Source organism: Pseudobutyrivibrio sp. (assembly GCF_017471675.1).
Lineage (GTDB): Bacteria > Bacillota > Clostridia > Lachnospirales > Lachnospiraceae > Pseudobutyrivibrio.
In genome coordinates, this window is the sequence record NZ_JAFUSK010000071.1 from 17,342 (window position 1) to 39,985 (window position 22,644).

The following is a 22,644-nucleotide window of genomic DNA, read 5'->3' on the forward strand; positions in this document are numbered from 1 at the left end:
AGAACCACTATTCCAAACAGACGAAAAAGGTTTGACTTTTAATTTTTCTCTATTTTAGATACTTTTCCACACGCAAAAAGCTCCAGAGCACAGTTGCCCTAGAGCCTTAAGCAAGTTCACTGTATGATTCTACCTAAAATAATAATCCACTAGCATATATCTTCCTTCAGCACCTCAATAATCTCATCCTTCCTTACCTTAGATAGGCTAAGCATCATGCTGGCTCCGATAATGATAAATACAACTGTGATTACCATTAGGTACATTGGTATGTTTATTTCAAATGCCATCTGGCTGTTGGCTTTTTTGGTCATTAGATAGGATAGCATGATGGAAAGTGGAATGCCAAGCACTAGTGCCCTTATGCCATAAAGCAAGCCCTCCAAGGCAAGCATTCTGTTAAATCCCCTTTCGTCCATACCAACAGAACGGTACATTGCAAACTCTTTACGTCGCATGATGGTTCCTGTATAGATGGTGTTTACCATGTTGGCAAGACCGATTAATGTAACAAGTGTGGTAAAGCCGTACATAACAGTTTTTAATATAAGAATTACCACCTTCATGGCGCCAACCGCCTCACTTAAATTACCGCAGGTGTAGTTGTGATACCCATCTTTTTCAAGCATACTAAGCAGCTCATCATTAAGCTTCTCAGGATTGTTTGTTTCAATATCCATAGTTACTGTGGCATTTTCTTCACCCATAGTCTCAACTAATCGTGGATAAAACATGGATTCTGGCACATAGACTACCACTCTATTTTTAGGTACAAGGCGAAATATGTAGTTATCCTTTTCATATGCAACCAATCCACCTATTGTTACAGCAGGAAGATTCCCTTTTTGTTTATCATAAAATAGCTTTTGACCAATTATGCCATCATTTAGCATTGGCTTTTCAGATGTCTTTCTATAGTAATTATTTAGAGCCACCCCTTTAAGCTCATCACCAAAGTAATCTGTCCTATCAAGTCCATTAGCATCTATCAAGGTTGCAAAATCCTCATCGGGAATTGTGCACAGTGACATTACCTTAGCATCAAATACAAATTTGTATCCCTCATTTAAATAATCCTTATTTAAAATCATATCATTTGGTGGCACAAAATCAGGATCCTTATCCTTGTTATAAAACTGATAGAGATAATAATCTGAAGTGTAGCACTTAGTTACATCTTTATTTTTAGCCAACGCATCCTTTAGCATATCCTTGTCAGATACAGCACAGCTTACATATATCTGATATGGTATGTTAAATTCATAAGCATTAGCCTTCTCAAAATCTCCACAAAAATGCATTATTGTCAAAAACATTGTTACAGAGACAGCAATGGATAAGGTGATAATCGTTGCCTTTGAGCCATTTCTTTTGATGTTCTTGTAGGCAAGCTCTCCTTCGTAGCCAAATACTTTTCTAATCAGAGGATTAATCCTTAGCTTTCTTGACTTTACTTTTATATTATTTACACTTCTCAGTGCATCAATAGGCATCACTTTGGAAGCCCTTATTGCAGGCACCATAGATGAAATAGAAATAGTAATTATCGCAATTACGATAACAAATAAATAGACTACTAATGGAGCATTTACTGGTATCGTTTCAAATCCTTCAACACCACCTATAATCATATTGGAATCTATCATTGCTTTGCCCAATATAGATATTGTAAAATAAGCACCTATATATCCTATAAATATACCAAGTGGAATTCCAAAAAGAGCCAGTATAAATGCCTCAAAATAAATGGAACCTCTCTTTTGCTTCTTTGTAGCGCCCACGCTTGCAAGCATTCCCAAATATCTGGTCTTTTCCATTAGAGACATTCCAAATGCATTGTAGATAAGAATAACTGACACCCCTATAATAACTGCAAGAGCCATTAACCCTGCTGGAATTATAGCTGCAACACCCCTACTTGATTTGTCAAAAGAAAACACTGATATAAGTAGTTCTGTGTTTCTGCTTGACAACGTAAGATTGTGGTCAGTAGCTATACTTTGCAGTGTAGCCGAGGCTCTAAAATCAAGCTTTTTCAAACATATACTTACAAAGTTTTCTTTAGGCACTAAATCTTCATCAAAACACATCAGCATATCAAATCCATCAGTTGGAGAATTTGAATGCAGGATTGCTGTGACCTTACAGGTTTCTTCAGAAATCATCTCAAACTCTTCGTTAGAGTGATAATTTCCTGCCATGTAGACCTTTTTTCCATCAGGATCATACATGTATCTGGCGCCTAGATCAAATGAAATAGAATCTCCTGGCTTAATTGATAAATCATTATCCAGCAAAAATTGTTCCTCAATTGCAATTTCACCAGCCTCATTTGGAAGAGTGCCATCATAATCACATGTGACCTTATTCTTTACAGCCTCCCCATCAAGATGAATCACATTGCCAAGCTTCATTCTATCCGCGGTCTTGGAATGCATCCTAACTCCAGTGTTAGCGGCATCACCATCAACAACAGCTACCGAAGCAATTCTTTTATCTGCCTTAAGTTCCGCAAGCTGCTCCTTTGTAAGGTTCTCAAACTGACCGTGCCAGTTGCCATCCTCTTTTAAGGATGTAGTTCCAAAGAAGCCGAAGAAGGATGTGATACCTACAAGCATTGTCGTAATCAAGGCTGTCGCTGCTGCAATGCCAAGAATTGTGACAACAGTCCGCTTCTTGTTTTGTTTTAAATGTCTTAGGGTGAGCTTTGATATGATGTTCATTATGCGCTCACCTCCCCAAAGCTTGCATCTCTTGTGATTTTGCCATCCTCAATTGTGATTACTCTATCCGCCGAAAGGGCAATCCTTTCATCATGGGTGATGATAATTACAGTCTGATTGCTTTCTCTATTAAATTTTCTAAGAAGGGAAATGATTTCCTTGCTGTTTTCGGAATCAAGATTTCCAGTTGGCTCATCAGCAAGCAAGATTGCAGGATGATTCATCAAAGCTCGTCCAATTGACACTCTCTGCTGTTGACCACCTGATAGCTGATTTGGTAAATGCTTCAGCCTTTCCTTTAATCCCAACTTATTTACCAAATCCTTAAGTAGCTGCTTATCTGGCTTTTTCCCGTCAAGCAAGATTGGAAGCGTCATGTTCTCTTCCACATTAAGAATCGGAATAAGATTGTAGAATTGATAAATCAAGCCTATATTTCTTCGCCTAAATATCGCAAGCCTGGTTTCATCCAGCTTTCCAATATCTGTGCCAGCGATATTCACAGTTCCAGATGTAGGGGTATCCACACCGCCAAGTATATGCAAAAGTGTTGATTTACCTGAGCCCGAAGGACCAACTATAGCAACAAATTCTCCCTGCTTCACATCAAATGAAATGTCTTTTAGGGCATCTACCCTGGTTTCACCTTTTCCGTATACCTTGCATAGATTTCTAATTTCTAATATGTTCATGCCATTCTCCTTTTCTCAATATTTTATCTTGAGAATAGGTTACATTTTTTATCTTACAATCAAGTGACTCTTTTATTACAATTTAGTCACATTAGATAAGTGTCTTATAAAATCTTATGAAAAACTTTGTACCGATTCCCTCTTTGCTTTCCACTAATATATCTCCATGCTGGCTTATGATAATGCTTTTGGCCAGTGCCAGTCCAATGCCTACGCTATCCTTTATGGCGTTCTTTCCCTTATAAAAACGTTCAAAGATATGTGGCAAATCCTCTTTTGCAATACCACATCCCATATCAGCAATAATAATCTGATTGTAGATATTAGTATCTTCCGAGGATATGGTAAGTGTGCCGCCATTTTCCATGTGTTCTATGCAATTTTTGATGATATTTTGAATAGCTTCTATAGTCCAGTTTTTATCACATTTAAAAGATGTTCCTATCGTATTTACGATATTTGATATACCTCTCAAATCCATCTGTATATCAAATGGTTTTAACGCTTCTAGGATTAAATCTTTATCTAAAATGCTTTCTGATTTAAGCTCTATTGTTCCTGCATCAAGCTTGGATAACTTAAGCAATGTCTGGATTAACCAATTCATTCTATCCAGCTGAGTGGACTGTGTGTTTAAGAATTCTTTTTTCCTATCTGCATCTTCCTCTGTCTTTAGCAAATCATTCATCACCATCATTGATGTAAGTGGCGTCTTTAGCTGATGACTAATATCTGCAATAGCATTTGCCATACGAAGCTTATCTTCTGCAAGCAATTCCTTCTGATGGTTCAATGTAGTTGTGGCTTTGTAGATATTAGTTTTAAGAATTGATAACTCTCCCTCTTCCTGGTCAATGATGCTTGGCATATCATCACCAGCCAGCACCTTATCCAGATAGATATTAAGCCTCGCCAACGCCTTATATCTTTTATCTGTATAATATGAAAAACCAGCTATAAGCACTAATCCAAGGCATGCTATAAGTATGGCTGTAATGGGACCTGACAAAATTAGTCCTGTGATAATTGCTATTATTACTGCAGCTATTCCTATTAAAATCATTCTTACAAAATCTTTATTTTTCAATTATGTACCCCATCCCTCTCACAGTTTTAATAATAGTTGGATTGGCAGGATTTTTTTCAATCTTATCTCTTAGCCTTTTGATATAAACAGTAAGGGTGTTGTCATTTACAAAATCTCCACTAATATCCCACATATCCTCTAAAAGCTGAGTGCGGGATAGCACCACGCCCCTGTTATTGCAAAATGTAAGTAACAGGCGATATTCCAATGCTGTCAGCTCGATTTGCTCTTCCTCATTCGTTTGTGAATTAAGCTTGCATACCTTCGCCTCGTTAGGATAGATTATAATATGTTGAATAGTAAGCGCTTGGTCAGCTTCTTCTTTACTGCTGCCCTTACCGGCTCTTCTTAGGACAGTACGAATCCTGGCCATTAGCTCATTAATTCTAAATGGCTTACAAATGTAATCATCTGCCCCCATCTCAAGCCCCATCACCACATTCACTTCGGCATCACTGGCTGTCAGGAAAATAATTGGCACATCCTCCTTGCTCTTTATGTATTTACATATATCATATCCATTTCCATCCGGCAGATTGATATCTAATATGCAAAGGGCATACTGGCTTTTTTCCCAGCTAGCTATGGCCTGCTCCTTAGATGCACATAGTAGCACCTCATAGCCTTCCTTCTCCAACGAATACTTAAGCCCTGTTCCTATTGCATCATCATCTTCTACTAAAAATATTTTCATATCATATCTCCATTTTGCTTGCCTTCTTGTGAGCTACTTAAGGAAAAAGCCCACAAGAACTTGGCTTTGCCAAGCAATATTTTCTTTTTGAGTATGACTTTTGCGCATTTTTGCAAAAATATACTTGTTTCAACCACTATATAACTTTCTGAGTATCTCCTGAGTGAATTTTATCAAAGTCATATTTTACTATACCACACCCGCTTGTATCTGTGGTGCTACTATCAGTATAAAAGTTTGACTTTTTAATTTTTGCTCTATAATATACTCATTTTTCCTGAAAGCCGCATTTTACCATGCTCAGAAAGTTTGACTTTTCATTTTTTGCTCCATAATATACTCATTTTTCCTGAAGGCGGCATTTAGGCAGCTCCAAAGGTTTGACTTTTCATTTTTGCCTCTATTATATACTCAAAATCTCTCTAAAGAAAAAGACGGCTCCTGTGAAGCCGTCTTAAATATGTTAGTTTCTGCTTTTATGTTAGTTTTTGCTCATATATTTATGACTTCTTGTGGGCTACTTAAGGAAAAAGCCCACAAGAACTTGGCTTTGCCAAGCAATATTTTCTTTCAGAAAATATTGGTCAATCTCCGGTTCTTGATTTTCTGATGAAAATCAAAAACCTATGGATTAGTTCTGTCCGTAGTATGCATTAGCACCGTGCTTACGGTTGAAATGCTTATCACGGATACAATCTGGAGCTGGCTTTACCTGTGGGTTAACCTGCTCGGTGAAGAGTGCCATCTTAGCAACCTCTTCAAGTACAACTGCATTGTATACTGCCTGGTCTGCATCCTTACCCCAAGTAAATGGGCCATGGTTCTTGCAGATAACACCTGGCACATACTTTGTGTTGATTCCTCTGTCTTCGAAGGTTTCGATGATTACCTTGCCAGTGTTTACCTCGTATGCCTCATCGATTTCCTTTTCAGTAAGGTTTCTTGTGCATGGAATAGTTCCGCAGAAGTAATCTGCATGTGTTGTTCCATACAAAGGAATATCGCGGCCTGCCTGTGCCCATGCTACTGCATAAGTAGAATGAGTGTGGACAACGCCACCAATATTATCATACTTTTTGTAAAGCTCTAAGTGTGTAGCTGTATCTGAGCTTGGTCTATATTTTCCCTCTACAACCTCACCATCAAGATTTACAAGAACCATATCCTCTGGCTTCAAATCCTCATATTCTACACCAGATGGCTTAATAGCAAAGATTCCTGATTCTCTGTCGATTCCAGAAACATTGCCCCATGTATAGGTTACAAGACCACGCTTTGGAAGCTCCATGTTGGCCTCGTATACCTGCTTCTTCAACTCTTCTAACATCTTATCTCTCCTAGTCCGTCCGTTACTTCTATATTAGGCAACCTCCCAGTTTCTCATGCTCCCGGAAGCCATCTCCCATTGCAGTCAAGGAATCCTCCCCTAAAGGGGCGCCCCTCCTTAACTACATGGGGCCCTCTTCCTCGCGCTTGCCATGTCTACGTAGTTGCCTACCTAGCACATCTAATATCCGAGCGGCAACTCAACCTTGGCGAGCGCGAGCAGGGGTGCTAAAGGTCCAGTGGACCTTTGTTAAGCACCGACCGTAGTGAAACGGAGACAGCACCATGCCGAGCATGGGAAGGACCTACACCGGCGGGAGGGTTCCCATGCGAAGGTATGGCGGGTGCCCTGCGGGAGCACGGAGTTCTTCGGTGCCGCGTAGCAATTAGTACACTATCTCCATTCCGCTACGGCGCAAGCTTCTGCCTTAAGTGCCTTCTTGTATTCTGCAATCCACTCATCGTAGCCCTTAACCATTTCTGGGTCTGGTTCCATTGTTGTAGATTCCTGTCCTGCGAATACCTTTTCATCAAGGTATGACTGAAGCTTCTGGCTCTTGTCGTCGCGGATGCAGTAGTTAGCAAGTACTGCCATACCCCAAGCGCCGCCTTCGCCTGCTGTTGCCATTACAGTGATTGGTGCGTTAAGTGCAGCTGCAAGTACAGACTGACCTACGCCCTTTGTCTTAAAGAATCCGCCGTGTCCTGTAATAGACTTGATAGAAACCTTTTCTTCCTTAAGAAGGATATCGTTACCAATCTTAAGAACACCGAGTGCTCCGTAAAGATTTGAACGCATAAAGTTTGCAAGTGTAAACTTTGCATCTGGCTTACGAACAACCATTGGACGTCCTTCGTTAACACCAACTACAGGCTCACCGCCGAAGTAGTTAAATGATACAACGCCGCCGCAGTTAGCATCCTCTGTAAGAGCCTTGCGGTAAAGTGTTCCGTAGATATCATTCATAGAAATATCTACGCCGAATGCATCTGCAAACTCCTTGAAAATTCCAATCCAAGAATTAAGGTCGGATGTGCAGTTGTTGCAGTGAACCATAGCAACTGCTTCACCTGTTGGTGTTGTAACCATATCGATTTCCTCGTATGGCTTAGAAAGTGGCTTATCAAGTACAACCATTGAAAATACTGATGTACCAGCTGATACGTTACCTGTTCCAACTGAAACAGCGTTTGTAGCAACCATACCTGTACCTGCATCACCTTCTGGTGGAGCAAGTGGGCAGCCTGGCTCCAGCTCGCCTGTTGGATCAAGAAGCTTAGCACCTTCAGCTGTAAGTGTACCTGCATCATCACCTGCTACAAGTACCTCTGGAAGTAAATCCTCTACCTTTGTAGTAATGCCATGAGCGCTTGCAAGCTTATTAAACTTCTCAAGCATTGCCTTATCATACTGGCATGTAGATGAATCGATTGGAAACATACCTGATGCTTCGCCAACGCCTGCAACCTTGCGGCCTGTCATCTTGTAGTGAACATACACTGCAAGAGTCATGAAATAAGCTACATTCTTAACATGCTCTTCCTTATTAAGAATGCACTGATAGTAGTGAGAAATACTCCAACGCTGAGGCATGTTGAAGTTAAGCTCCTTAGAAAGCTCTGTAGCAGCCTCACCTGTGATTGTATTTCTCCATGTTCTAAATGGAACCAAAAGATTATCATCCTTATCGAATGCAAGATATCCATGCATCATTGCTGAAAATCCGATGGCACCAATCTTTGTAAGCTTCACATCATATTTGTCATTAACATCCTTCTTAAGCTTTGCGTAGCAATCCTGCACGCCAGCCCATACCTCTTCAAGAGGATATGTCCAGATGCCATTATCTAAATGGTTCTCCCACTCATGGTCTCCCTGAGCAAGCACCTTGTTGCTCTCGTCAACCAAAACCGCCTTAATACGTGTAGAACCAAACTCAATGCCGAGGGCAGTTTTCTTGCCCTCAGCGATAACATCATTAATATTCATTCGCAAATTCCCCCTTGGGTTATTGTGTTTTACTCACCAAATACGGCGATGTAGTCCTTCTGGAACTTTTCGATGCCGGCTGTTGTAAGTGGATGAACAGCCATCTGCTCGATTACCTTGTATGGTACAGTTGCAATATCAGCACCTGCAAGTGCGCAATCATGTACGTGAATAGGATTGCGGATAGATGCAGCAATGATTTCTGTCTCGTAGCCGTAGATGTCGAAGATTTCAGCGATGTCTCGGATAAGCTCGATACCTGGCTGGTTGATGTCATCAAGACGTCCAAGGAATGGTGAAACATATGTTGCACCTGCGTTTGCAGCAAGGATAGCCTGGTTTGCTGTAAAAATAAGTGTTACGTTTGTCTTGATTCCCTCAGCTGAAAGAACCTTAACAGCCTTAAGACCTTCAAGAGTCATAGGAATCTTTACGATCATGTTTGGATGAAGAGCTGCGATTTCACGGCCTTCCTTAATCATGCCCTCTGCATCAACTGTTGTAGCCTTAACCTCACCTGAAATAGGGCCATCTACGATAGAAGCGATTTCCTTAAGGATTTCTTCCTGGCTACGTCCACCCTCTTTTGCGATAAGAGATGGGTTTGTTGTAACACCACAGATAACTCCTAAATCATTTGCTTTTCTAATGTCCTCAATTTTTCCAGTATCAACGAATAATTTCATTTTTTCTCCTTCTTTCTTTGGCCATGCCAATACATTAATTCTCATGAAAGCACTATTGCTTCATACTAATTAAAGTTTAATTGTTTTGCTTTATGCCTTCAATCAAATTAATGACTTTGTTATGGCACAATTTTTACATCCATAACTCATGCGACCAACAAATTATTTTCCGTATACAAGATTTCCAAGTGCAAGCTCACGCTTGAAGTCACGAATCTTTGTATCCTTGTCGATGTATACAGCTTCGATACCCATAGCCGCTGCCCAGTCACCCATCTGCTCTGCAGTAAGGTCATAAGAGAATGCTGTATGATGTGCACCACCTGCAAGGAGCCATGCCTCTGTTCCTGTGTAGAAATCTGGCTGTGGTGTCCAGAAGTTGATTGCTGTAGGAAGCTTTGGAAGTGGCTTTTCTACCTTCTTGCAATCTACATCCTGAATGATGAGACGGAATCTGTCGCCAAGGTCGATAAGTGATGTAGCAATACCCTTACCTTCCTTAGACTGGAATACAAGACGAGCTGGATCTTCTCTATCGCCCATTGAAAGTGGCTGAACCTTAATCTGTGGCTTGCCAGCTGCAAGTGAAGGACAAACCTCAAGCATGTGAGCCTGGATGATACCTTCCTTACCCTTTACAAGGTTGTATGTGTAATCCTCAAGCATTGATGTACCCTTAGCATCCTTGATGCCTGTTGTCATAATCTTCATGAGGCGAACCATAGCTGCAACCTTCCAGTCACCTTCTGCGCCAAAGCCATAGCCCTTTTCCATTAATCTCTGGATTGCAAGACCTGGAAGCTGCTTAAGTGAACCAAGGTCACCAAAGTGTGTAACGATTGCCTGATAGTTCTTCTCCTCTAAGAATCTCTCGAAACCAAGTTCAATCTGTGCCTGAACTGCAACATGCTTCTTGAACTCTTCTGGGTCTCTACCCTCAAGGCAGATATCATATTTATCATAGTACTCATCAACAAGTACATTTACATCTGACTGAGATACAGCATCAACAGCCTTTGCGATTTCGTTTACTGGGTAAGCATCTACTTCCCAACCGAACTTAAGCTGAGCCTCTACCTTATCACCTTCTGTAACTGCAACATTTCTCATGTTGTCAGCTACACGCATTACACGAATGTGGCTAGATTCTACAACACCTACTGCCGTACGCATCCAAGATGCAAGCTTCTCCTGAACCTCAGCATCCTGCCAGAAGCCTACGATTGTCTTTCTCTCGATACCCATTCTTGAAAGGATGTGAGCGTACTCTCTATCGCCATGTGCTGCCTGGTTCTCATTCATGAAATCCATGTCCATTGTCTCGTATGGGATTTCACGGTTGTACTGTGTGTGAAGATGGCAAAGTGGCTTTCTATACTCCTGATGTCCTAAAATCCATGACTTTGCTGGTGAGAATGTGTGCATCCATGTGATTACACCAGCACATGTTGGATCATTGTTTGCCTCGTTAAATGTACGCCTGATTACTTCGTTTGTAATCATTGTAGGCTTCCATACAACTTCGAAAGGAAGACGTCCTGACTTGTTTAAGCATTCAACGATTTCCTTTGAGTGTGCTGCAACGTGCTCTAAGCACTCGTCACCGTACAGGTCCTGAGAACCAGTACAGAACCAAAACTTGTAATTAAGCTGTGTTTTCATAATGTTATTACCCTCCGTTTGTGTTTTAGTACCTAAAAAAAGAATACAACTTGTCTGCAAGCGCAAACAAGTTGTATTTTTCAATAATATTTCTTTAATTTTCAGTGGTTTTAAGCGTGTGTACAAGTGGATTTTGCCATGTACAAGTTTTATATCTTTACCTAATCATAGTCTTCTGTTCTGTGCTCCAATACATGTTTTTAAACTCTGTAGGTGTACAACCTTTTTGAAGCTTAAACATCCTTATAAACGAAGATATGGACATAAATCCACAGCTAAGAGCCACATCAGTTACAGAATTACCAGGCTCAACCAAAAGCTCCTGAGCCCTGGCGATTCTCTTTTGGTTGACATATTTATAGAAGCTTACACCTGTAAACTGCTTGAACAAACGCTCAAAGTAAAATTTGCTGAAGCCGCTTTTATCTGCCACCTCATCCAGCTTTAAATCCTCAGTACAGTGTGCATTGATATAGTCACAAATCTCCAAGAATTTGCTTGCATAGTCCTCTCTTGAAATGGTACCATAATCGATTTCTTTGATATTAGGTGGGGTAAAGTTTTGTCCTATTAACACAAGCATTTTTAAAAACTTACTATATATATCCACCTCAGAATAAGAAGTTCCATGCAAATACTCTTCTCTGATTTCCTCTAAATATTCCACTAGCTTCCCGTGGATTGTAGGATATTCCTCAGGAGTAAAAATTGCATAAGGGGATAGATTCGAAATCAGCATTTCCACTTCCTTCATATATCGTAAATACGTAGTGTTAGGTTGAAATATAATCCTTCGCCCTGTCTTAGGAGCACTGATTCCATGGATACAGCCTGGGCAGATAATACATATATCCTGCTCCCTAAGCTCCACTGTTGTGTTGGAAAAGTGCAAAATGTAGCCATTTTTAACAGGCATGACTATTTCTAATGCCGGATGCCAGTGCATAGGATAATCCTCGTATTGGATATTATCGTATAGCTTAAGGCTTGTACTTTTCTTGTAATTTACGGTTTCAAAAATACCATCAAGTGTTTCAATCATAACATTTCCCTATATGTGTACGTAAATTTTATGTTCTTAAATCTTGCTTTCAATTGTTGCTCTAATTGCTAAAAATTGCAAGACTAAATTCCTACTTTTAACTATTCGTTGCATAAATTTTGTGAATTATCACCTATTTCGTAAGTTTATTTTAGGATATGGTATACAACGTGCTGATTTTTCAAGTCCAAATAGTAGCAAGAATTAATAATCAATTAACAATAATTCAAATGAATGCCCCCTATTCCTATGCTACATTTAATCCAACAAGAAAAATGATGGATTGGGGTTCATCAAATCTAGTAAAAAAAGGAGAACGGGAATGAAAAAAAAGTTTTTAGCAACACTATTATCAACAATCATGGCTGCATCACTTTTAACAGGATGTGGCGGCGCTAGTGGCTCTTCTGATTCAGCGTCTTCTGGGGGCGACGGTGTACAGGAAATCACCTGGATGTTCTGGGATGATTTGGATGCTACACAAGATCTTATCTCTCTTGGTTACAAGGACACAATCGAGAGATTTAACAAAGATTACGAGGGCAAATATCACGTAACACCAATTACAACAAATCTTGAAGAATACTATGATAAGTTAAATGCACTTGTTGCTGCAGGCGAGACACCTGATGTGTTTATCGTCAGCCCAGGTCCACAGCTTACAGATTATGTAGCACCTGGTATTGCTGCTCCACTTGATGATTATCTTGCACAGGATGGATGGAAGGATACATTCACAAGTGACGCTGTATTCACACAGCAGACATATGATGGAAAGATTTACGCAATACCTCTTAACACAGCTGCTGCTTGCTGCTTCTATAACACAAAGATGTTTGAGGATGCAGGTGCTAAGGTTCCTACAAACTGGGATGAAATGCTTGACGCCTGCGATAAGCTTGAAAAAGCTGGTTACACACCAATCACAATCTCTGCTGGTACAGCATGGTGCCTTTCAATGGTAGCTGGTTACCTTTGCGAAGCTGAAGGTGTAGACCTTGCTAAGCTTGCAGATGGAAGTGCTTCTTGGGAAGATGGAAAGCTTGAATCTGCTGCAACAAAGCTTCTTGACCTTTCAAAATACTTCCAGGAAACAGCTGCTGGTGATACAAACGATGTAGCAACAGCAAACTTCTACAACGAAGAAGCTGCTATCCTTATCCAGGGTTCATGGGCAATTGGTCAGATCAACGGTGAAAACCCAGATTTCGAAGCAAACTGTGGTGTATTCCAGTTCCCAGGCGTAGATAGACTTATTGCAAAGTCTGATTCACTTTGCATGAGCTCTTCAACAAAGTCTCCTGAGGCTTGCGCAGCATTTATGAAGTATTTCACAGACGACACAGCTCAGAAGTACACAGCTGAGGTTGGTGGAAAGATTCCTGTAACAAAGGTTGAGTACGATGCTTCAAAGGCTCCTGCACAGCTTGCATACGTAATGGATATTTTTGAAAATGCAAAGGGTACATTCGGCTTCTACAATGAGTCAATGCCTACAACAGAGACAGGTGCTCACTTCGATGACACAATGGTTTCTGTATTCCTTGGTGACATGACACCAGCGGATGCCGCTAAGGACATGGAAGAATATTATAACGCAAACTGCAGATAACATTCTTTTTCTTCATACCTTTATTTTTCATGGGGCGCAAATTCCATGCGCCCCTATTCTTTTATCAACACACGTTAAGGAAGTAAGCTTATGGACAAATTATTGAGAAACAAAAAGGCTATTGTCATTTTTATGGCACCAGCACTTATACTATTTACTTTTATTTTATTTATTCCAATTTGTCAGTCTGTATATTACTCTTTCTGTGATTACAACGCGCTGACACCAGCAAAGTTTGTTGGATTAAAGAACTATCAGGGATTACTTGCAGATAAGACTCTTAAGATTGCACTTAAAAACTCAGTGTTCTTTCTCATTTATTCCTGCGTAACTCAGCTTATTATGGGTCTATTCCTTGCAGCACTTCTTACCAATATAGATAAAGGAAGAAACCTTTTTAAAAATATTATCTACCTGCCATGTGTACTTTCATCTGCTTCACTTGGTTTGTTATGGATGTTCATATTCAGCCCTAAGCTTGGTATTAACCAGCTGTTACAAAAGTTAGGAATGGAAGGACCACTTTGGCTTATGGATACTAAAGGATTTATCATCCTTCCAATGTGGGTTATCGCATTCGTTTCATTATGGCAATATGTAGGTCAATCTATGATGCTTTACATGGCTCAGATTTCAGGTATCAGCAAATCTCTTTACGAAGCCAGCTACATAGATGGGTGTAGCAAGGCAATGAGTTTTAGATACATTACTCTTCCACTGGTTAGACCTATGGTTGCAACAGCAATGTCACTTAACGCCATCGGTTCGCTTAAATTCTTCGATATGATTTTCAACATGACCGAAGGTGGTCCAAACCACAAGACAGAGGTTCTTGCCACTCACCTTTATCAGCAGGGCTTCAAGTACTTCAAATACGGCTATGCCAGTGCCATCGGCGTACTGCTATTGGTACTGTGCCTCCTCGTAACATTGTTCATTAACAAGGTAGTTAAGACAGAGGCATATGAAATGTAGGAGGTCGTGAAAATGAAAAAAATATCTATTTGGAAAATAATAATTTATATTTTTTTGGTGCTGATGGCAGTGCTTTATCTGGCACCACTACTTTGGACATTTAATGTGGCCTTCAAGACAAACAAGGAGATTTTCACTGCTCCATTTGCCTTGCCACAGAATCCAACCTTTGAAAACTTCACATTTGCATGGACAGCTGGTAAGCTAGGCATAGCAACACTTAATTCATTTATTGTGTGCGTTATAACACTTTTCTTTAGCATGATTATCGGTTCCATGGCAGCCTTCGGCATCGCTAGATTACGCTGGAAGTTTTCACATGCAGCACTTGTTTATTTCCTTACTGGAATGATGATTCCTGTGCACTGCGTTTTGATTCCACTTTTCACACGCTTCGCAAAGATAGGACTTTCAAACAGCCTTACAGGTTTGATTCTTCCTTACCTTACATTCTCTCTTCCAATCACCATTTTTATTATGGTAGGATTCTTCGAGGGAATGCCAAACGAACTGATTGAAAGTGCCTGCATCGACGGTGCCAGCATTTATCAGATTTTCTTTAAAGTATGTCTGCCACTTGGCAAGACAGGACTTTTCGTTACAGGACTTATGACCTTCGTAGGTAACTGGAACGAGTTATTACTTGCAATGGTATTTATATCCGACGATATGAAGAAAACACTTCCTGTTTCTCTTTCAAAATTCGTTGGACCTTATAATACAAACTACTCACAGATGTTTGCAGCCATCATCATCGCAATCATACCAACAATCGTAGTATACTGCGCTTTCTCTAATCAGATTGTAGATGGACTAACTGCAGGTGCTGTTAAGGGATAAGGAATAAGAAGGGGCCCAGCTTGCTGGGAAGATTTCTTATTCCCACAGCGCACCCACTTTGCCGAAGGCAATTATAATGGTGCGCTTTCCCGCTAGCCTTAAAGTGAGTAAATTATTATTAACAGGAGATTTCAAAAACATGAAAGCACAAAACAAACCCCTAATCACTGAACTTTTTACAGCAGACCCATCTGCTCACGTGTACGAGGACAAGATTTACATCTATCCTTCACACGACATCCCTCACAACGGTGAGGACAATGACAACGGTGATGAATACCAGATGGAGGATTATCATATCTTCTCAATGGATGAAAACAGCGACGAGGTTACAGACCACGGCATGGTATTACATCAGGATGATGTGCCATGGGTTAGCACACAGATGTGGGCTCCAGACTGTGTCTTCAAAAACGACACATACCACTTAGTATTCCCAGCAAGAGACAAAGATGGAATCTTCAGACTAGGTATCGCTGATGGCAAAAAGCCATACGGACCATTTACTCCAAGACCTGACTACATCAAGGGAAGCTTCAGTATTGACCCTTGCTCTTTCATCGATGATGACGGACAGGTTTACATCTACTTCGGTGGACTTTGGGGCGGTCAGCTTGAAAAGTACCGCACAGGCACATTTGATCCAAACGGCACAGAGCCAGCTAAGAATGAGCACGCTGTATGGCCAAAGGTTGCTCCTATGAAGGATGACATGTCAGAATTTGCTAAGGCTCCTTCAGATGTTGTAATCCTTGATGAAAATGGAAATGAACTTCTTGCTGGCGATGAAGACAGAAGATACTTTGAAGATCCATGGATGCACAAGCATAATGGCAAGTACTACTTCTCTTACTCTACTGGTACTACACACTATATCGTATATGCGATATCAGATAGTCCTTACGGACCATTTACATACCAGGGCCGCATCCTTGAGCCAGTACTTGGTTGGACAACACACCACTCTATCGTGGAATATCATGGCAAGACATATTTGTTCTATCATGATTGTGAGATTTCAGGCGGCATCAACCATCGACGTAATGTGAAGTACTGTGAGCTTGAGTACAATGCTGATGGTACTATTAAGACTATAACACCGGAGTATAAATAAAAAGGCTTCCCCCTTTTAAGGGAGAAGCTGTCACCGCAGGTGACTGATGAGGGTCACCTTTATAAAACCCTCATCCGTCTGCTGCGCAGCCACCTTCCCCCTTAAAAAGGGGGAAGGCTTTTTTAGTTATCAGTTTCTTTATTATCTGTTAGTTCCTCTGATTCAGATTCTTCCTCAGGCCTTTCATCCTCGGATTCCTTCTCTTTTTCTTCCTCATCCTCAGACTCTTCCTCAGTAATCTCAACCTCTAATCTACCACCATCCCATGCATCATTTCCATCTGGGTCGATGGCGAAAGTGATTTCGTCGTTCTTCTTAACTTCATAGTGCTCATCAAATGTAACAGTTCTTTCATCAGAGAAATTGCCTTGAGTAACACCACCAAGCCATTTCTTTTCAACTCCGTTTAAGAAGATTCTCATGCAGGTTCCGTTTGCCTCTGGGTCTGCGCTGTTGGCAAACTTAGTATAGCTTCCTTGAACTCTAATATTGCCGTCTTTTCCTACTACCCACTTGTATGCTGCATTCTTGCCGTTACCTGGCTCTACAAAATCTGCCTTAAGCTCTGGCTTGCCACCATTATAGTATCTGTTATTTTCGGCATCATATGGAAGCTTTTCAAAATTCTTGCCATCCCAATCACATGTTCCGTAGAACCAGCCGTTTTCACCCTGTTTGCCAAAAGCATCCTTAAGTGTAGTTTCATTGTTTCTATCTTCTTCAACTACTGGCTCTTCTGGTTCCAATTCATCTGCATCCTTGATTGTTACATCAAGCTTACCACCATCGTAGCTGTCGTTGCCATCAGAATCGATTGCAAACATTACCACATCGCCTTCGTGAACAAGGTAAGTTTCATCAATCTCCTTTACAACATCTGCGGCAAAGTTGCCCTGGATGTCTCCGCCAATCCACTTCTTCTCTTCACCATTGATAAAGATTCTCATGCATACGCCGTTAACCTCTGGGTCAGCATTGTTTGCAAACTTAGTGTAGCTTCCCTTGATGTTGATTCTGCCAGTCTTTGCAACAACCCACTGGTATGCTGCATTGCGTCCATTACCTGGCTCTACAAAATCAGCCTTAAGCTCTGGCTTGCCGTTGTTATAATATCTACCCATTTCAGCATCATAAGCAAGTCTTTCAAAGTTAGCTCCGTTCCAATCGCACATTCCATAGTACCAGCCATCAGAACCCTGCTCACCAAATGCGCTGCTAAGATTTGTGTTGTTCTCTCTAGCTTCTTCCTCTGGTGTCTTGTCCTTTACTGCATAAATGCTAGCTGATAATCTACCTGCATCCCAGGCATTGTTAGCTTTTGCATCAATAACAAATGATATCTTGTCGCCTCTTGCAACTTCAAGCTTTGTAAGCATGATTTCAAGCTTGTTGTCATTGCCATCACCTCTAAATGCCTCAACATCCTGTTCTAACAAAACATCGTTATTCTTATAAACACTGACCTTAACACCATCAGGTAGATCTGGGTTAGGATCATTCTGACCAAACTTAACATAGTCAGCTATTATATCTATTTTTCCGTCTTCATAAGCTACCCACTGGTAGATTGCAGCCTTATCCTTACCTGGATGAACGTAATCCTTCTTCATCTCCAGACCTTCGTTTTTGGTAGACATGTAAGCTGTTCCATCAGCGTTAAGATATGTAAGAACCTTAGCATCTGCTGGTGTCTTACCATCTAAGAACCACCATCCGTCTGTGCCCTGAGCCATTGATGTAAGTGCACCAAGAACTGTATTATTCGTACGCTCTTCATCACCTACAACAACCTTTATTTCGTTTGAATCTGCAATATCAATATTGAAACGTCCGCCGTCCCAAGCATTATTCTTGTTACAATTTACTTCGAATGTAAGGACATCTCCAGCACTAACATTTAACTTCTGAATGTTAATCTCTTTTGTGTTATGTCTATCTTCGCCTCTTGGGCAAGAAATAGTTTCATCGATAAGATTGTGTCCATTTATGTAGATGCCGAATCTTGTACCATCTGGCCAGCTGGCATTTGGATCCTCATGACCAAACTTTGTGTAATCTCCAGTAATGTCAATCTGACCATTTGCTGCAACTACCCATTTGTACATTGCATTGGCATTAAGTCTTGGCTGAACAAAATCCTTCTTAATCTCAAGATTCTTTTGCTTTCTTGAAATATATCCCTTACCGTCTTCGGTCTTATTCTGTAGCATTTCATATTTGTTAACGCTACGGCCTTCGCAGTAATACCATCCATTGCTTCCCTGTGCCCCAAAATCAAGAGCAAGGTTTGCGTAATTCTTACCGCTGTTATTTACCATAGGAATTGTCTTAAGCTCGGCATCCTCAACTACGAATTTAAAATTACCACCATCGTAAGCTGTGTTTTCCTTGCCATCTACCATAAGTGTGATGCAATCGCCTGGCTTAACCATAAGTCCATTAACAGATAAATCCTTAGTAACCTCGCGTCCTACTACTGGAGCGAAGCTTTCCTTCTTAATCTGCTTATCATTCTTGAAGATGTAAACATCTACTCCATCTGGCCAGCTAGGATTCTTGTCCTCGTTCTTGTGCTTAGTGTAATCAGCCAAAACATCTACAGAACCTTCCCTGTTGGCAACCCATTTAACAATAGCTGAACGACCTTTGTTACCTGGCATGATGTAATCGCGCTTAACTTCTACACCGTCGATTGTTGTATACTTATCGTTCTTTTTATATGTTTCAAGGTTAACTGCAAAGTTTGGATCAAGATAGTAGCCTGACTGATAGCAATAGCCGCCACTCCCCTGCTTACCAAAATCATCTTGAGCCGATGCATTGTTTGTACGCTGGCCACCAGTGTAGGTAACGTCCTTTTCGGTCTTTCCAACCATTGGTGTGATTCCCTTGATAGAGAATTCATACTTTCCTGCATCGTATGCATTGTTAGACTTAGGATCTACAACCATTGTAATGAAGTCGCCCTTCTTAACGTCTACTGATGCAACATCAAGTCGTTTTGTAATTTCCCTTAATCTGTCTGGAGCAAAATCCTCAGTTACAAGGGGTTCATCGTTATGGAAGATTGTAACTGTTGTTCCATCTGGCCAGCTAGGATTCTTGTCCTCGTTTTTGAGCTTTGTGTAAGCTGCATCAACCTTAACCTTGCCGTCCTGAGCAACCTTCCATTTTATAACTGCGGATTTGCCCTTACCCGGATTAACGAAATCTCTCTTAATTTCTAAGTAGCTAGGATCGAAATATCTCTCCTCTTCCTTTTCGAAGTTCATCATGTTGTAAGAATTAGTAGCTTCGCTTGCGAATCCATCCTGGTAAAACCAGCCATTCTTACCCTGCTCTCCGAAATCGTATTTTGTATCTGCAAAATTCTGTCTTGTCTCTGTCTCATCGATAGCAACATCAGCCTCTGTCTTAGCCCCTGTTCTATCAACGATGTCGATATCAAAGCAGCCGCCATCATAAGATGAATTGCCACCTGCATCAACAACAAAATATAAATCGTCTGATGTTGTTACTGCCAAATTCTTCTCTCTGAAGGAAATTTCGTTTTCGCCTTTTCTTGGTGCTGCCACCTTCTTGCTAAACAGCTTTTCATCGTTCTTGTAAACAGATACGATAACGCCATCTGGCCAATCTGGATTTCCATCATTTTGTTCGAACTTCTTGTACTTTCCTCTTATTTCAATAGTGCCATCAACCGCTGGCTTCCAACCTAAGATTGCATTGTCATTGATAGCTGGATGAATGAAATAATGGCTAAGGACAAGGTTTGGAGAAGTCACATTCATGAATTCGCCATTGTTTTCTGTAGAAACAAGCTTTGAATCCTTACCTGTTTTTCCAAATCTGTAGGTCCAACCGTTCTGTCCCTGAGTACCAAAGTCCTCAATTGAATTAGCATTGTTATTAGTTCTTGCAATATCATTGATTGCTGATGGGCCCTTAGCATCTACATCATTTATTGCCACATACAATGAACCGCCATCATAAGCATTGTTCATGTTTGGATCAACGATGAAATATAGGCTTTCAAGCTCTTCCACTGATAGGTTAGAAAGCTCCTTTTCAATAACATTCTCCCCATCAGTTTCAACATCCACCTCATATCTGCCGATGGCCTCATCCCCCTTGTACACATACAGTGTGACACCGTCTGGATATGATGGATTCTTGTCCATGTTTACATTCTTAACATAGGTAAGGCTCACATTCACATCCCCTGCCTTAGCAGCTCGCCACTCTAGGATTGGTGCAGTGCCTTCTGCAGTGTGAATGAAGTTTGATTTGATTTCCATTCCTGTCTTACCAAGCTGGAAATACTTTTCTCCATCAAAATTTTCCATTCTTTTTGATGCTGCAGGATTTGTAGCTGTGCCATATCTATAGAACCAACCATTATGTCCCTGCTCTCCAAAGTCAGCCACATTGAAAGCATTGTTTGTACGATTTTTATCATCTACAAATTCTGGCTCAACATAATCATCCGCCATAAAAGACTGAGGCCAGCCACCAGCTAAGGCAACTATTTCATCCTTGATAGTTACAGGCGTATTTCCACCAGCAAAGGCAAAGCTTGCTGCCACTGAAGCTGCAGCAACTACTACAACACCGCTGCCAGCAAGTAGCTTTGCCTTACGGCTCATCCCCATTAATTTCTTTAACATAATCTCCCTCCTCTTCTATTTATATAGCTTTGTATCTGTGAAAGTCACAGGAGATTTTATACTAAACAATCCCCACTGGCTTCCCTGTGATAGATACATTCTTGTTGTAAATGCCACCTGATCATTTACATACATGACCACTACACCATCAGAGATAACAGCCTTGATATTAAGCTTATCTGCCTTTGATAAATCATAGTCCAAGCTAGACTGGGCTGTGGTCTGAACGATATCACTGTTGTTATAGAATTCAATTCTATTTGTAGCGGCATTAAACATAATATTGAGGTTTCCAACGCTTTCATCATTTGTATTGAAGCAAATGCCAAACATACCATTTTCATCATAATCTGAAACTGTAGTCTCAAATAGGTAGCTTCCCATAATGTTCTTAAAGCCTACTGTCTCATAATCATTGCCGCTAAATGTGTAGCTTCCATTCTTTTCCTTAACAGTGTCTGTCATTTTTACAGGCGAAAGAGTGCACTCATTTTTCATTGTGCTTTCAATGGCAGTAGGAATCACTGGGTTAAGTGTTCCATCAGCATTTTGCTTAAGTAGGTGGGTTACCATGTTTCCACCCCAGTCATATTCATCACCATCTTGATGATTCTTCTTGGTTCCGCACCATCCTACAACATACAGATTTTCTCCATCTGTCTCAAGGCGGCCTGCATAAAAGCCGTTGCAATCAAATACATCATTTGCCGGCTTTTCAAATGGTCCATTTAAACTATCGGAAATACGATAATGAACCTGTCTTTTAGGCCACTGATCAGAAAATGTAAGATACCACTTGTCCTTGTATTTAAGAACTGTTGGACACTCCATGTTAGAATCGTTTCCCATATCATTTTCAAAGAAAACGCCCTCATCCTTCCAGGTCTTCAAATCATTAGATGAGTATTTTACAATCACACCACCTTTGTCTGTTCTTGTGGTTACAAACATCAGATAGCATTTATCTTCTTCTGAATACATTACATAAGGGTCACGGAAATCATCCTTGGAATAATTTCCTGCACTTGTAAATGTATCCTCTGGAATCTTATCCCAGTTTTCCATGTCAGAGCTAACGGCATGCATCACCGCTTCCTTTGGTGAATATGTATCATTATGTCCTGTGTAAAAAGCATGATATATCCCATCCTTATCCTTGATTACACTTCCTGTACCAAGGGCAATATCCTGGCTTTCTACAGTATCACCGTAATTTATCACAACTCCCTTATCATCAAAGCTGGCAAAATCCTCTGTCTTAATTAAGCCCCAGGGATGATATCCCTGCTTGCCGTTTCTTTGGTCTGCCAGATAGAAAACATTGAATTTGCCATCGTCATAAAAGGGCATCGTATCACCAATAAAGCCTTCTATAGATGCTGGATAAAACACGTAATTACTCCACTCCTCTCCTATGTACTTTTCTTCATTTGTGTCTTCTACATTAGAACCTGCGCCACAGCCTACCGCATTTAAGCACATGGCCGCTAGTAGAAGCATTAATACAACCTTCTTCATATTCCCTCCTATAGGT

Annotated in this window: 15 protein-coding genes; 4 read left to right on the forward strand and 11 right to left on the reverse strand. The window is 40.7% G+C overall.

Going from position 1 to position 22,644, the window contains the following annotated elements; translation table 11 throughout:
* Positions 1–149 precede the first annotated feature (149 nt).
* The 9 genes from IJ535_RS11515 to IJ535_RS11555 form a co-directional block, all read right to left on the reverse strand.
* Positions 150–2,723, reverse strand: coding sequence for an ABC transporter permease (locus IJ535_RS11515; protein WP_294302926.1), 2,574 nt, complete (start codon positions 2,721–2,723; stop codon positions 150–152).
* On the reverse strand, positions 2,723–3,415 hold the full coding sequence (locus IJ535_RS11520; RefSeq protein WP_294302929.1) for an ABC transporter ATP-binding protein: 693 nt from the start codon (positions 3,413–3,415) through the stop codon (positions 2,723–2,725). The genes IJ535_RS11515 and IJ535_RS11520 overlap by 1 nt, the downstream gene beginning before the upstream one ends.
* A 91-nt stretch (positions 3,416–3,506) precedes the next feature.
* A complete protein-coding gene (locus tag IJ535_RS11525; protein WP_294302931.1) occupies positions 3,507–4,502 on the reverse strand; it encodes a sensor histidine kinase in 996 nt (331 codons plus the stop codon).
* Positions 4,492–5,196, reverse strand: coding sequence for a response regulator transcription factor (locus IJ535_RS11530; protein WP_294302935.1), 705 nt, complete (start codon positions 5,194–5,196; stop codon positions 4,492–4,494). Before IJ535_RS11530 ends, IJ535_RS11525 begins: the two co-directional genes overlap by 11 nt.
* A 631-nt stretch (positions 5,197–5,827) precedes the next feature.
* Positions 5,828–6,523 (reverse strand): L-ribulose-5-phosphate 4-epimerase, encoded by a 696-nt coding sequence (locus IJ535_RS11535; RefSeq protein ID WP_294289177.1) that lies wholly within the window; start codon positions 6,521–6,523, stop codon positions 5,828–5,830.
* Positions 6,524–6,916: 393 nt separating this feature from the next.
* On the reverse strand, positions 6,917–8,512 hold the full coding sequence (locus IJ535_RS11540) for a xylulokinase (RefSeq protein WP_294302938.1): 1,596 nt from the start codon (positions 8,510–8,512) through the stop codon (positions 6,917–6,919).
* Positions 8,513–8,541: 29 nt separating this feature from the next.
* Positions 8,542–9,198 (reverse strand): fructose-6-phosphate aldolase, encoded by a 657-nt coding sequence (gene fsa, locus IJ535_RS11545; protein WP_294302942.1) that lies wholly within the window; start codon positions 9,196–9,198, stop codon positions 8,542–8,544.
* 162 nt (positions 9,199–9,360) lie between these two features.
* Positions 9,361–10,860 (reverse strand): L-arabinose isomerase, encoded by a 1,500-nt coding sequence (gene araA / locus IJ535_RS11550; protein WP_294302945.1) that lies wholly within the window; start codon positions 10,858–10,860, stop codon positions 9,361–9,363.
* 157 nt (positions 10,861–11,017) lie between these two features.
* Positions 11,018–11,902, reverse strand: coding sequence for an AraC family transcriptional regulator (locus tag IJ535_RS11555; protein ID WP_294302947.1), 885 nt, complete (start codon positions 11,900–11,902; stop codon positions 11,018–11,020).
* Between the two features lie 322 nt (positions 11,903–12,224).
* Here IJ535_RS11555 and IJ535_RS11560 point away from each other — a divergent pair, with 322 nt between their 5' ends.
* The 4 genes from IJ535_RS11560 to IJ535_RS11575 all read left to right on the forward strand — a co-directional run bounded on the left by IJ535_RS11560 (position 12,225) and on the right by IJ535_RS11575 (position 16,443).
* Positions 12,225–13,514 (forward strand): ABC transporter substrate-binding protein, encoded by a 1,290-nt coding sequence (locus IJ535_RS11560; RefSeq protein ID WP_294302950.1) that lies wholly within the window; start codon positions 12,225–12,227, stop codon positions 13,512–13,514.
* A 90-nt stretch (positions 13,515–13,604) separates the two neighbouring features.
* Entirely contained in the window at positions 13,605–14,489 is an 885-nt protein-coding gene (locus IJ535_RS11565) for a carbohydrate ABC transporter permease (protein ID WP_294302953.1), read from the forward strand.
* A gap of 12 nt (positions 14,490–14,501) precedes the next feature.
* Entirely contained in the window at positions 14,502–15,329 is an 828-nt protein-coding gene (locus IJ535_RS11570; RefSeq protein ID WP_294302957.1) for a carbohydrate ABC transporter permease, read from the forward strand.
* 139 nt (positions 15,330–15,468) lie between these two features.
* A complete protein-coding gene (locus tag IJ535_RS11575; protein ID WP_294302959.1) occupies positions 15,469–16,443 on the forward strand; it encodes a glycoside hydrolase family 43 protein in 975 nt (324 codons plus the stop codon).
* A 122-nt stretch (positions 16,444–16,565) separates the two neighbouring features.
* On the opposite strand, the gene IJ535_RS11580 is transcribed toward IJ535_RS11575, so the two are convergent.
* Positions 16,566–21,110 (reverse strand): hypothetical protein, encoded by a 4,545-nt coding sequence (locus IJ535_RS11580; protein WP_294302962.1) that lies wholly within the window; start codon positions 21,108–21,110, stop codon positions 16,566–16,568.
* A gap of 15 nt (positions 21,111–21,125) precedes the next feature.
* The gene (locus tag IJ535_RS11585) at positions 21,126–22,628 is read right to left on the reverse strand and encodes a glycoside hydrolase family 32 protein (protein ID WP_294302965.1); all 1,503 of its coding nucleotides are present in this window, start codon (positions 22,626–22,628) and stop codon (positions 21,126–21,128) included.
* Between the last annotated feature and the right edge of the window lie 16 nt (positions 22,629–22,644).

Bases quoted from the DNA above. Each gene is read 5' to 3' on its own strand.
- IJ535_RS11515 (WP_294302926.1), bottom strand. From the start codon at position 2,723: ATGAACATCATATCAAAGCTCACCCTAAGACATTTAAAACAAAACAAG.
- IJ535_RS11520 (WP_294302929.1), bottom strand. From the start codon at position 3,415: ATGAACATATTAGAAATTAGAAATCTATGCAAGGTATACGGAAAAGGT.
- IJ535_RS11530 (WP_294302935.1), bottom strand. From the start codon at position 5,196: ATGAAAATATTTTTAGTAGAAGATGATGATGCAATAGGAACAGGGCTT.
- IJ535_RS11535 (WP_294289177.1), bottom strand. From the start codon at position 6,523: ATGTTAGAAGAGTTGAAGAAGCAGGTATACGAGGCCAACATGGAGCTT.
- IJ535_RS11540 (WP_294302938.1), bottom strand. From the start codon at position 8,512: ATGAATATTAATGATGTTATCGCTGAGGGCAAGAAAACTGCCCTCGGC.
- fsa (WP_294302942.1), bottom strand. From the start codon at position 9,198: ATGAAATTATTCGTTGATACTGGAAAAATTGAGGACATTAGAAAAGCA.
- araA (WP_294302945.1), bottom strand. From the start codon at position 10,860: ATGAAAACACAGCTTAATTACAAGTTTTGGTTCTGTACTGGTTCTCAG.
- IJ535_RS11555 (WP_294302947.1), bottom strand. From the start codon at position 11,902: ATGATTGAAACACTTGATGGTATTTTTGAAACCGTAAATTACAAGAAA.
- IJ535_RS11560 (WP_294302950.1), top strand. From the start codon at position 12,225: ATGAAAAAAAAGTTTTTAGCAACACTATTATCAACAATCATGGCTGCA.
- IJ535_RS11565 (WP_294302953.1), top strand. From the start codon at position 13,605: ATGGACAAATTATTGAGAAACAAAAAGGCTATTGTCATTTTTATGGCA.
- IJ535_RS11570 (WP_294302957.1), top strand. From the start codon at position 14,502: ATGAAAAAAATATCTATTTGGAAAATAATAATTTATATTTTTTTGGTG.
- IJ535_RS11575 (WP_294302959.1), top strand. From the start codon at position 15,469: ATGAAAGCACAAAACAAACCCCTAATCACTGAACTTTTTACAGCAGAC.
- IJ535_RS11580 (WP_294302962.1), bottom strand. From the start codon at position 21,110: ATGTTAAAGAAATTAATGGGGATGAGCCGTAAGGCAAAGCTACTTGCT.
- IJ535_RS11585 (WP_294302965.1), bottom strand. From the start codon at position 22,628: ATGAAGAAGGTTGTATTAATGCTTCTACTAGCGGCCATGTGCTTAAAT.